This window comes from Streptomyces atratus, assembly GCF_014648655.1.
In the GTDB taxonomy this organism is placed as follows: domain Bacteria; phylum Actinomycetota; class Actinomycetes; order Streptomycetales; family Streptomycetaceae; genus Streptomyces; species Streptomyces atratus.
Genome location: NZ_BMRN01000006.1, coordinates 346,429 through 358,824, shown reverse-complemented (window position 1 = coordinate 358,824; position 12,396 = coordinate 346,429). Strand labels below are relative to the sequence as shown.

General features: G+C 68.0%; 8 protein-coding genes. 4 read left to right on the top strand and 4 right to left on the bottom strand.

Features of this window, described 5'->3' with window-relative positions; translation table 11 throughout:
* Positions 1-308: 308 nt before the first annotated feature.
* Complete coding sequence (locus IEZ15_RS13755; RefSeq protein ID WP_189276846.1) at positions 309-908, bottom strand: hypothetical protein; 600 nt, start codon at positions 906-908, stop codon at positions 309-311.
* Between the two features lie 1,372 nt (positions 909-2,280).
* On the opposite strand from IEZ15_RS13755, the gene IEZ15_RS13750 reads away from it, so the two are divergent.
* Complete coding sequence (locus IEZ15_RS13750) at positions 2,281-5,328, top strand: FG-GAP-like repeat-containing protein (RefSeq protein WP_189276845.1); 3,048 nt, start codon at positions 2,281-2,283, stop codon at positions 5,326-5,328.
* Between the two features lie 473 nt (positions 5,329-5,801).
* On the opposite strand, the gene IEZ15_RS13745 is transcribed toward IEZ15_RS13750, so the two are convergent.
* The gene (locus tag IEZ15_RS13745; RefSeq protein WP_189276843.1) at positions 5,802-6,584 is read right to left on the bottom strand and encodes a polysaccharide deacetylase family protein; all 783 of its coding nucleotides are present in this window, start codon (positions 6,582-6,584) and stop codon (positions 5,802-5,804) included.
* Positions 6,585-7,474: 890 nt separating this feature from the next.
* Between IEZ15_RS13745 and IEZ15_RS13740 the strand changes: the two genes are divergently transcribed.
* Complete coding sequence (locus IEZ15_RS13740) at positions 7,475-8,749, top strand: LAETG motif-containing sortase-dependent surface protein (RefSeq protein ID WP_189276841.1); 1,275 nt, start codon at positions 7,475-7,477, stop codon at positions 8,747-8,749.
* 94 nt (positions 8,750-8,843) lie between these two features.
* Positions 8,844-9,470 carry a signal peptidase I gene (gene lepB / locus IEZ15_RS13735; RefSeq protein ID WP_229845875.1) on the top strand — a complete coding sequence of 209 codons (627 nt, stop codon included), beginning with the start codon at positions 8,844-8,846 and terminating at the stop codon, positions 9,468-9,470.
* 354 nt (positions 9,471-9,824) lie between these two features.
* Here the strand turns inward: lepB and IEZ15_RS13730 are convergent, their stop codons facing one another.
* Positions 9,825-10,121, bottom strand: a complete 297-nt coding sequence (locus IEZ15_RS13730; protein ID WP_189276837.1) for a GYD domain-containing protein — start codon at positions 10,119-10,121, stop codon at positions 9,825-9,827.
* A 353-nt stretch (positions 10,122-10,474) separates the two neighbouring features.
* The gene (locus IEZ15_RS13725; protein ID WP_189276835.1) at positions 10,475-11,113 is read right to left on the bottom strand and encodes a TetR/AcrR family transcriptional regulator; all 639 of its coding nucleotides are present in this window, start codon (positions 11,111-11,113) and stop codon (positions 10,475-10,477) included.
* 115 nt (positions 11,114-11,228) lie between these two features.
* On the opposite strand from IEZ15_RS13725, the gene IEZ15_RS13720 reads away from it, so the two are divergent.
* Complete coding sequence (locus IEZ15_RS13720; protein WP_189276833.1) at positions 11,229-12,179, top strand: alpha/beta fold hydrolase; 951 nt, start codon at positions 11,229-11,231, stop codon at positions 12,177-12,179.
* Positions 12,180-12,396: the final 217 nt, after the last annotated feature.

Here is a 12,396-nt window from a genome sequence, read left to right as displayed (position 1 = left end):
CCTGCGGTTCGTAAAGCCCCCAACTGCCGGTGCCTTTGAATCGTGGACACCTCTGGCCGTCACGGCGAGCTCTGGGGGGAGGCCTCAGCAGCCCCAGGCCCATTCCCTTCCGCGACCGCGACCACCTGGGCGCTGTCGCTGCGGAATCCAACTCCCGCCCACGCAGAACGCTCGGCTGGGAAACTCCAGCCGAGCGTCTGACTGAACTGCTGACAACAGCCGCTTGACCAGCGGGTTGCTACGCCCTCTTGAATCCGCCGCCGGGAGGGGGCTTGTGCCTCCGGCGTGGCCTCTAGGCTGCCATCAGGTCAGATCGTCGGTGTGTCATCGACGATCTCCTTGTGCGGTTCGACAATGAACTTCCAGCCCTCACTGGGCTCCAGGAACCGCACTCGGGTCGGGTAGATGTCCAGGGCGCGGCGGTCGCGGTTCTGGCCGTTCGTGTTCTTCCGCACCCGGGCCGGCTCCTCGTACAGGTCGACCTTGACGTCCGGCACCGCGACGACTTCCTCGCTCCAGCGCTGAACGACCCCCGCACCGAACGCGTCCCGCGCGGCGGAGTAGAGCGACTCCAGGGATTCCTTGTTCCCGCTGGGCACGAAGAGGGCAAGGTTCAGGAGGACGCCGGCACTCCGGAGAACCTCGATTTCCTCCCCCGCCTTGTCAGCAATCCAGATCCCACCCTCTTCAGCATTGTCCGGGAGGACGTGAATCTCCTCACCGAAAACTGTCCTCGCAGCGAAGGACCCTCCCTCGAAATTTTTGCCCGGCTCCGTAAGGAAAGCCGGGGCATAGCAGTCGAGAGGAAGGCCACCCATCCCTGCCGAGACGAAGATACCGTCCTGGAGACCCAAGCCTGAAATCTCCTCGGCCGTAAGACGTCGAGCCGTAACCTTCTCGGTATTCACGCCATTCCCCTTTTAATCGCGGCGTCCTGTGAATTCATTAAGACTCTACCACGAAAAGGATCAACCACTTCCCATTACGCATGTCTTCGCGCTCACGGTGGCACCGGCCAACCCTGCGAGAAATTCCTTCCGGGAGAGCAGCGGACAACTTCTCCTGCATCACCGAAGAAGCGCAGCACTCATAGAGAAATGCGGCGACACCCAAGGGGCGCCATCTTACTTCGGCACTGTTTTCAGCAACGACGTCAGTCGCCGAGGTGAAGTCGGTCGGACTTCCGACGCGAGGACCGTGCGAGCCAGGGACAAAGCGAGCAAATTGCGCATTCAAAGTGCTCTATGCCCACATCAAGACAAAACACCGAACTGCGCGCACCGACCGACAACTCCTATCGAATCCAAATCGAGCGGGATTTCCATTTTCAGCGACATGCCGGGGGCTGCGAACCACCATGTAAAGTTCTGCGATTACGGAGGTCAACAGCGGTCTCTGCCAGTTTCGAGATCGGAATCTCGGCCCTGGCATGCAGAGGTGCGGACGAGAAACACAGAAGCCCTTACACACATAGGGGGCGCAGCCTGCCGGGGCTGCTGGGAGATGTAGACCGTCGCAGATCAAGCGCCCTCCCCGGGCCCCAGCAATCATCGGGCAGGGACGCAGGCGAGAGAGATTCCACGCCGCTCACAGTGTCCTGATCAAGAAGGCCTGGTGATCGGCCGCCTCATCACTGATTCGGCGCTGGCGGGAAAGGCGCAGGGTTCGCGACCGTCAGCTGCGACGGCCTACGGCGCAGGAAGGGCACTCACTCCTTGCCATCTGGGGACTATTCACCCGGCTCAGGAGGAGCGCGCATCGTGTCGCCGGTGAACCCCAAGCTCAGCGCACGAGCTCGGTTCGCGTCACCCGCTCCACGAGAGGGCCCCGGGCCAACGTCCCGAGACTTCCTCTTTGACAGCTTCACCCCTGGCGGAACGGCACCGGTCGACCCCTCTGCCTGCCCGCGGGAGCGCGCGTCCGCGGATTGCGGAGCCCACCGCCGGCTCTCCCTTCGTGGAGTGCGGCAACGTCCGACGTCTCCGCGGCCGTCACCGCCGTTGAGAGGCGGGCGGCCTGTCGCGAACCGTTCGATTCTCGTCGCCCGCTCCATGATGGGGACCCGGGTCAGGGACCTGGGTCTTGCTTGTAGTGCGCGGTGATCAGTCATCACCACACTCCACGGCCCGTAAGTCATGCACAGGTAAAGTATTAAAATCCGGCCACTCGCCTGGGGGGCTGTCTGAATGTCATATGTGCCGCGCGTCCATGACCTGCGGCTCAACGGCGTGCGCACAAGTCCCTCCAAACCTTCGCCTACCGTCCCCGGAGAGGTCCTGCATGGGCAGACGTGCGCTCGTACGAGGCGCCACCGCCGCCGCTGTTTCCTTCACCCTCGCCCTCGGGCTCGGCCCGGCCGGCAGCGCGCATGGGGAGACCGTCACCGGAGAGGTGGTCGTGCCGGCCACCACGGCCATGGTTCCCCGGACGGGCCTGCTGAGCGCGGGGCCCTCGGGGTTCCTCCGGTACGAGGAGGGGCGAGGCCAGCTGTGGACGACGTATGACGGTGTCGACACGGTCGTCGACGCCTCGGGCACGGACGTGTACGGCGTCACGAGTGCCGGCGCGGGCTCGGACGTGGTCGCCCGCTACGACGACTCCGCCAGGACCGTGACGCTGCGGAACGTGACGTCCGGCCAGGTCAGTACGGTCGCACTCCCCGACGGACACTCCTACTTCAGCACCCTCGGGTCGACGGTCGTCACGACGGCGGGAACCCCGGGCACCGATTCCGTGTGGCATCTGCTGGACGCCCGGGCCGACGGCTCCGTCACCGACCGCACGGTGGAAGGCGTCCCCTCCGGCGTCTACCTGTGGTCCGCCGCGGGGCCGGGTGACGCGCACGGACAGGTCGTGCGGTACCGCAAGGGCGACGACCAGGTCACCGGGTGGCTCGACGTCGAGCAGGGGCGCTTCACCGCCCTGCCGTACACCGTGCAGTCGTGGTACTACCTGGTCGCGCTCAACGCCACCCACCTGGTGTGGTTCTACGACGGCACCCTGCACGTCGCCTCCCGCCAGGACCCGGCCGCCGCCGTACGGACCGTTCCGGTCGGCGACATCGCGCAGGTGCTGGGCCTGGTCGGGGACACCGTCGTCGTGTCCCGGTACGACTCCTCCCTGGGCCGCTACGACATCAGCCGCGCGGTCTCGCGGGTGGAAGCCGTCCCCCTCGACGGCTCCGCGCCGCGGACGCTGCTGGCCAGGACGTCGCGGCAGGCCATGCCGACTCCGGACGGCGGGCTGCTGGTCGCGGGCGGCGCCGACCCGGACCACTGGGGCGTCTCCCTCATCGAGGCCGCCGGGGGCGGCGGGGTCACCGTGCGCCGGATCGCGGACGCGTACCCCCGGCAGACCGCCCACACGGTCTCCCAGCTGACCCTCGCCCAGGGGCGGTTGACCACCGTGGAGCAGGACCCCGTGGGTGACTGGACGTATCTCCACACCCGTGAGACCGCAGTGGCCGACTCCCCCACGGCGGGGGCGCGCACCACCCGCGGCCGTATCGTGCCGGAGAACTACTCGATGGGCCGTCCGCGTCTCATCGACACCGGCGACGGCCGGACGGTCATCTCCGGCTACGGCACGAGCGCCGCTCAGCAGCCCCAACTCCTCGGGGCCGCCCAGTCGCTGCCCGGCACCCGGATCGACAGCTCCCGCAGCTACCGGACCGCGACCGCCGCGGACGGCCGCTTCGCCGCCCTGACCAGGCCGCACGACAGCACCGGCGCGGCGGAGACCCGGATCGTCGACCTCGACACCGGGCGCACGGTGTACACGACGACGGAGACCGTGCGGGCGATGTGGGGCACCACCGTGTGGGTGATGTCCGGCAACGACACCGTGGTCCCCGTCGACCTGCTGACCGGACAGCGGGGCGAGCCGGTGTGGTTCGGGCGCGGCTGCCTGCTGAACGACTTCCAGGCGGTCGGTCGGTGGCTGCTGTGGAACTGCGTGCTCAACTCGGAGGGCCAGGGCGTCTACGACACCGTCACCAAGCGGAACCTGACCCTCGTCTCCGGCTCCGGCTGGGAGCAGGCGCAGCTCGGCGACGGCTTCGTCGCGACGGTCGAGGCCGGCCGGCTGAAGGTGATCGACGTCCGCAGCGGGACGCCCGTGTCGCACACCGCCGGGAAGTTCGAGGGGGACGCCTGGGACGTCGACCCGTACACCGGCGTGATCGCCCAGCTCCGCTCCGACAACACCATCCGTCTGACCTCCAGCGACGTCCCCGTCTCCGCCCTCGTCCAGCGCGACGCCACCGTCGCCGCCTCAGTGGACGTCAAGGGCGGCGCCGCGCAGTGGAGCCCGAAGTGGTGGCTGAACAAGCCCGCGGCCTCCTGGAAGCTCGTGATCACCAACAGAGCCGGTACGGCCGTGCGCACGCTCTCCGGCGGTCCGGCACGCGGTGTGGTGACCCCGGCCTGGAACGGCAAGGACGGCTCCGGCCGGCTGGTACCCAACGGCGCCTACACCTGGAAGCTGACCGTCACCCCCGCGGACGGGCAGGGCGCGGCGCTGACGAAGACGGGCACGGTCAAGGTCACCGGAGCCGCCGCGGCCCGCCGCGACTTCGTCGGATCGGACGGCTTCGGCGAGCTGATGACGCTGAACGGCTCGGGCGGGCTGACGTACCAGTACGGGACGGGGAAGGGAACGTTCACCGGGAAGCGAACGGGCTCCGGGTGGCCGACCACGGTGAAGGCGGTGCCCTTCGGCGACCTGAGCGGTGACCGGTGCAACGACGTGCTCGTCCGGTTCAGCAGCGGTGCGTTGCGCGCCTACCGGCCCGCGTGCGGGGCGGCGGTGACGCCTTCCACCGCGTACACCTCGCTGGGCACCGGCTGGAACCAGTACGACGTGCTGACCTCGCCCGGGGACATCAGCGGTGACGGCCGGGCCGACCTGATCGCCCGCCAGTCCTCGACCGGCGACGTCTACCTCTACAAGGCGACGAGCACGGGCAAGCTCTCCGCCAGGGTGAAGATCGCGTCCAAGTGGACGGGTTACAAGAAGATCCTGGGCGCGGGTGACCTCAACGGCGACGGTTACGGCGACCTCCTGGTGCAGGACAGGTCGAACGAGCTGTGGCGCTACGACGGCACCGCGACCGGCACGTTCAAGAGCCGCGTGAAGGTCTTCAACGACTGGGGCTCGTCGTACAACGTGATCGTGGGCGTCGACGACATCACCGGCGACGGCAAAGCCGACATCGTCTCCCGCGACACCTCCGGCACCGTCTGGCGCAACAACGGCAACGGCAAGGGCTCCTTCGGCGGCCGTACGAAGATCGCCACCGGTTGGCAGGGGTACAAGGGCCTGTTCTGAACCGGCCTTCGCCACTGCCCCGCGGGCCCGGACGACGTGATTCGTCCGGGCCCGTTCCATGCCGCATGCCCAGGACACCCCGGCCACCGCTGCCCGGCGAACGAACCGCGGGCGAATTCCGGCTCTGCCCCCGGTCCGGAACTCGAACTGCTCATTCAGCGCGCAGGCCATGACCTGTGACCAGAACCATTTCTGCGGCCCCGAGCAGTACGCCGACGGCGGCAAGACCGACAAGTACGTCGAGAACACCGAAGTCAGCGAGTGCTGCGCCGGATGTCGGATGCGCCAATCAGTGGCGCACGCAACGCCGTTCGGCAGGCTTGAACCTCCCTGCGTCTGGCACGCTGCCCCCACGGCTTCACCGTGGGGCCGAACCACAGTCCGGGGCTGGTCGGAATTGCGACGACCAACTTGTTCATGCCTGTCTGCCGGTGCCGGGGGCGGGTCCTGATGGCAGTGCGGGCGAGCCTCACTCACCGCACGGGGAAGCCGAAGGAGTACCCCTGCTGCTTCAGCCAGGGCAGGATCTCGCGCAGAGCGGCCAAGGTCTGGGAGCGATCCCCTCCCGCGTCGTGGAAGAGGACGGTCGGCCCGTTGGAGATCTCGCTCTTGACCGTGGCGACCATGGTGTCCACACCGGGATGCTCGAAGTCTTTGGAGTCGACGTTCCAGCCCAACGGTCGCATCCCCCGGGACGCGGCGAGCTGCCGGCTGTACGGGGTGAAAGCACCGCCCGGGGCCCGGTAATACTGCGGCCGGACGCCTCCGGACGCCTTGGTGATCATGCGTTCGGCATCCAGGATCTGCTGGGACTGGTATGCCTCGGACTTGGTGTCCATGGTGGTGTCGTGCGAGACAGTGTGATTGCACAGCCGGTGCCCGTCTGCCACGACCGCCTTGACCAGGTTCGGGTACGCCTGGGCCTGCGTGCCCACCATGCAGAACGTAGCCTTCACACCGCTGTCCTTCAGCAGTTGCAGCACCTGCGGCGTCCAGACCGGGTCCGGTCCGTCGTCGATGGTGATGTTGACGCCCCGGGCACCGCGGTCCGAGGCATGCGCGATGTCTGCCGCCACCTTGGCCACGGTCCGGTCCTGAGACCGGGCGTCCGGCGCCGAGACACGCGCTTGCGGCTGCTGCCCTCCGGCAGTGTCGGCCTGCGCGGTCCACACCGAGGTGGCAGCGGCCACCGCTGTCACCCCGAGCGCCGCCGCGAGAAGCCGGCCGTGCCATCCCCTTCCCTTGTGCCTTGCCATGTCCGCCCGCCCCTTTGCCGTCTCCGCCGATGCCGTGCACCCATGAAGACATACGAACGCCCGTACAAGATCCCTCTGTTACCAAGCGCAGACGAATCCGCAGGAGACCGGCGACAAACGCCGGAGCCCCGCGACGGATGAGGGCGCGCAACGGCATCGAAAAGGTGCCGCGAGGGCGGCAGACGCCCATGCGCACGGATTCCGGCAAAGGCACCCACACATGCGTCGAATGGCTCGCGAATGGCTCGCGAAGCAGGGCCGATGACCTTCCCACTCGGTCGGTATGACCATCACCGAGCAGATTCACCAGTCCGTGCCGGTAGTGCCGCGCTGCGCCTGGATGCCCCATCGAACCCGGCGGCAAGATCCGCGACAGCGCCTGGGTCGCCAAGCTCGACGGAGACTGCCTGACCCGGTTGGCCGCAGAGCATGCGGCTGAACGTCCGCGAGGAACAGCCGCAGGCGGAAGTCGCCTTTCATGTCGCAGCGCGAGCCGTCCGGGTTCGGCATGGACTGCGCGATGCCGACGGCCTGCGCCGGCGCGCCGCAGGTGCTGCCGTAGCCGCGGCGGTGGACGTCCGCGCGGGGCGGCCGGTGAGCGGGGAGGCTACGCGCAGGCGGAGGTGCAGGCGCTCGCGGGGCGGGCGCCGGAGACACGCAGAACACCGCGTCCAGGACCCTGTGGTATTGATCACAGCGAAAGCACAGGCAGTGAATACAACTGCACCCTTTCGTCTTTTCTGTCGGTCACGGTGCTGTGATATTGGCCGGAGCAGGTGAAGAACTCGTGATGGTCGACCGTTGCCCCGGCCATACGATCACTTCAAGTCGCATCTGCGTGCCTCATTCCGCTGCGACCCCCTTTGTTTTTCGGACACTGAAGGGCTCTTGTGAAGATTCGCCCGATTCTTGCCACAGCTGTTGCCGCCGCAGTGACCATGCCTGCCCTCCTGCTGTCGGTCACCCCCGCGTTCGCCGCCGACAAGCCGGCAGCGCAGACGCAGAACAAACCGTCCATCGCAGAGCTGGAAAAGGCCGCCGCCATCGCGAAGGCCGTGTACGACGACGCCGTAGAGACCGAGAAGGCCGCCAAGGCGGCTTTGGAAACGGTCCTGTCCGACACCAGTCCTCTGGCCGTGGCCGCCAAGGCCGCCGAGGTCGCGGCGGCTGAGGCCGCCACCGCGAAGAAGGTCGCCGACCAGGCGGTCGTCGACGCCCAGGCCGCGGTCGACACCCTCCCGGAGACGGCCACCGAGGAGGAGAAGACCGCCGCCGCGACCAAGCTCACCGAAGCGAAGGCCGACGCCGAGACCGCCGCCAAGGCCAAGGCCGCCGCCGACGCCGAGGCCGTGGAGGCCCTGGACGCGCGGGACGACGAACAGGTCGCCGCGTTCCGGAAGCTGGGCCAGGCGCAGAAGGCCACCAAGGAGGCGCTCGCTGACAAGACCGCCGCCGACGAGGCGCTGGCCAAGGCGAAGGAGGAGGGCGGCGACGACGGTGAGGACTGCGTCCCCGAGGCCAAGCTCACCACGGTCGTCACGGGTCTGCCGTCCACCGTCGTCGCCGGCACGAAGGTCAACTTCAATCTCCGGGTGACCAACGGCACCGACAAGACGATGGACGAGGTGCTTCCGTTCGCCTACGTGCACGCGACCGACCGGAGCGGGCTCAACACCATCGACGACCTGGTGCACCTGCAGTGGTCCTCCGCCTCGTCCTCGAAGTGGAAAACCGTCGACAACGAGCACTACATGGACGCCATCAGCCCGCTGAAGGCCGGCGCCCACGCCGACATCAAGATGCGCCTCACGATCGACGCCTCGGCCCCCGCGGGCAACGGTGTCACCTTCGTCGCCGGTGACTACTTCAACGACAACGGCACCTGCGGCGGGAACCCGGACCTCGAGGGCTACGAGTTCCTGATCGCCGCCGCGGGCAGCAAGCCCGGCAAGGTCGACGACGCCAAGCCCAGCAAGACCGAACCGAAAACCTCGGACCTCAAGACGCAGAGCGGAACGTCGGCCCGTCCGGTGAGCGGCAGCCTCGCTGCCACGGGCTCGTCCTCCGCGACGTCGCAGCTCGCCCTCGCGGGCGGTGCGGCCGTGGCGATCGGCGGGGGCGCGATGTTCCTCGCACGCCGTCGCAAGACCGGCTCCCACGCCTGACGCATGGGGTGGGGTGCCGACCGGGCACCCCACCCCACACGCCGGCGGTTCAAGGGGTGGGATGCTCATACGGCAGCGAAGAACGATCGGCAGGTTGAGAGATACGGCCTGGGTGCTGGCACCACTCGGGTTGGCCCTCCTGGCAGGGACCGCCGTGTACACCCTGGCGAACTACAAGATGGTCACCGTCACGGGCGACTCGATGAGGCCCACATACCGTCCGGGTGACCGACTGTTGATCGAGCAGATCGACGCGAACGCGATACGCCGAGGTGATGTCGTGCTCATCGAAGCACCCGAGCGCTATCAAGCCGAACCGGTGTTGCTGCGGATCACCGGGATGGGCGGCGATCACGTGTCGGGGGCCGGGAATCGGGTCACGGTGAACGGGAAGCCACTCGACGAGCCGTATGTGACGGATGCCGACGAGAACGTGATGGCCGGAGCGTATGACGTGAAGGTCCCGCACGGGCGGTTGTTTGTGCTGGGCGACCACCGTACGAACGCCAACGACTCGCGCTACCACCTCAGTGAGCAGTCGGGCAGCTTCGCGGCCTCCGGAGTGCAGGGACGAGCGCTGGAGGACTCCGCCGCGCCGAACGTGTTGACGACGATCGGGAGCCTCGGGATTGTGCTGACTCTGATCGGCGTCGCAGGCTACGTGGCCAGGCGACGTGCCTGGAGACCGCTTCCGCCCGGCGCTCCACGGGCCGTGGCCTGAGCACCTCGCCCCAGCGGGGAAACCCGTCCCGCTCCTGAGTGACGGACCCCGGTTGTCCCGGTCGCATGTGTACGGAGTCAGGTCTGCGCAGTACGTCAAGGCGGCTGTCGGCAGCAAGACCCGGGGCAGGAAGAAGTACGCGCAAGGCGAGGCGGATCAGCCGGGCCGGGCCGTATCGGACTCCGTCTCACTCAGCGCAGTTCACAGCCGTCCACGGCGCTCCGATGACGGTGACCGAGCAGGTGGTGGACCTGACATGTATGCAGGTGGCCGACTCAGGACCCCCAACAGACTTGTCAGGCGGGCTGCTCAGCCGGTTCGCCGGACGCCTTCGCGTGAGTTGAGTGGAAGTCGTCAGCCGGCGGCCTCGCCGATGATGCGATCCATCTCTTCTCGGCCGAAGGCCCGCAGGGTCGTCGTACGGACGTTGCCCACCCCGCCGAGCTGTAGGAGTACTGCGGTAGCGGTTTCGTCGTCGGGCGCCTCGACGACGGCCACGAGGTCGTACGGACCGACGGTCCAGTAGATGTTCAGCAGCTTCGCCCCGAGCTTCTGTGCCGCTGCACCGAAGTCCTCGGAGCGCTTCGCGGTGTCCTTGTAGTTCCGGATCCCTTGATCGGTCCAGTTCAGCAATGCCACGTACGTCAGCATGTTTTTTTCACCTTCACGAGGAAACAGATCGCGAGGTCAATCCTGGACATCAGGGCTGAAGCCTGCACGAGGTACGCACCCGAACGAGCTACGGGCGGCCACAGACGGTTGATCACGGTGGTCGGGACCACCGAGGCGCTCGCACAACAGCCACGCCGACCTGCGATGTGACACCCGGCAGCTCTCGAGGTCCGGACTCATCCACCTCGCTCCACCGCTCCGTCGGAGTGCGCATCGAGGGACAGGCTGACATCCACGCCTGACACCCAGGAGGAAGACCCGGGCCTTCTTCTTTGTCCGGGCCTCTCGGAGCCCACGCGCCATTCGTATGCCACACGTTCCCTGACAGCACGTCAGAGCCGGCCCGCCGCCCCGTTCGCCGACGTCTCGGTGGTCGAGAAGATCCGGTCCAGATGGTGACGAAGAACCGCGATGGCCGACTCCGGACTCCGCTGACCCACGAGGATGCTGGTGCCCATGGTCGCCGTCATGGCGAGCAGGCTGATCGCCTCCGTGCGCGCGGCGATTCCGGGATCGGCCAGGCCTGACGCCTGGGCCCGTTCGAGCAGCCCGGTCAGGGCGTTCTCTGCGGCGTCAGGGTTGTCGATGAAGGGCTGGGCGGCCAGCGCCTCGTCGGTCACGGACAGGATCGAGTAGGAGCTGTAGAGGAGGTGGAAGGTGCGGCCCTCCTCGTCGGTGGGGAGGGAGGCCAGGAGGAGTGCCTCGATCGTCGCGCGCGGGCCCGGGTCCGTACCGGCGGCGCGGAGACGGGCACCAACTCGTGCGGTGAAGCGGTCGGTCAGGTGCTGGAGTCCGTAGAAGAGCAGTTTCTCCTTGGTCTCGAAGTAGTACTGCACGAGCCGGAGTGACACGCCGGCCTCGGCAGCCACGTCCCGCATGCCGACAGCGTGCAGTCCGCGCCGTCCGGCGACCCGAATGAGCGCCTCGGCGATCTGGTTGCGCCGCTCCTCGTGGTCCACGCGCTTCGGCATGTTCTCGCGTCTCCGCCCGTCGGTGATGGATCAGTGGCCTCTTTTCATGGTACCGCCGTATCAATATCATGATACGGTCGTATCACGAAGAACGGATCTTCCAGGAGGTGCCACCGTGCCCGACAACCCGACCCGTGTACGCCGCGACGTCGGCCGCTACGTCAACGACACCCTGCGCGACCGGTACTTCGCCGCCTGCGACGCGCTCTACGCGATCGGCGCGCCCGTCCGCTCCGAGACGGACGTGGAGACGAGCTTCGGCACCACGCACGTCTACCGGTACGGCCCTGCGGACCCCGCCGCCGAGTCCCGTACACCGGTGGTACTGATCCACGGTTCGGGCGGCTGCTCGGCCCAGTGGTACCCCAACACCCCCGCGCTCAGCGCCGAACGCCCCGTCTACGCGCTCGATACCCCCGGTGACCCGGGCCGCAGCGTCCAGCGCGAGCCCATGTGGCAGCCCGAGCGCGCGGCCCAGTGGATGGACGAGGCCCTCGACGCGCTCGGCCTCGACCGGGTCCACCTCGTCGGCTCCTCCTACGGAGGCTGGCTGGTCATCAACCAGGTGCATCTCCGCCCCGGCCGGGTCGCCTCCGTCACCGCCCTCGACCCCGGCGGCCTGGAGAAGGTGGGCCTGCGCTTCTTCGTATGGATCTTCGCCAGCCTGTTCGCGACCTTCGCCCCCAAGGCGCTGCGCCCGCGCCTCGCCTCCTGGCTGGAACAGCCGGTACTCGTCGTTCCCGAACTGCGCGCGATGATCCGGGCAAGCGTCCGCGCCTTCCGGATACGCCGCCCCGCCCCGCTGCCTCTGTCGGACGAAGAGCTGGGCTCCATCCGGACGCCGTTCTACCTCATCATGGGCAAGCGCAGCCTGCTCGTGCACCCGAAGCGGCAGCTGGAGCGCGTGCCGCGCCTGATCCCCGGGGCCCGCGCCGAGATCGTCGCGGCAACTGGCCACGGACCGCAGATCGACCACCCCGACCTGGTCAACGCCCGGATGCTGAGCTTCATGGAGAACATCGACTCCCTCGACCCGGCCGCCGTTGACGGCGCAGCCGACGCGTAGGACCTGCAGCCGGGAACACCGGCGTCGGCGTGGCGGCCGACCAACGGGCTGCGTCCGCCGGGCTCGGAGCCCCTCGTCAGGGCTCGACCTCGTCCACCCTCCCCTGTGGTACGCCGAAGCCCTCCACGATCCGTCGGCGCCCCGTCGCCATGGCAGAGCTGCTGGGCGTCGGCAGGGGCTCCTCCCTGCAGTCCGACGGAACGGACCCCGGCTTCCC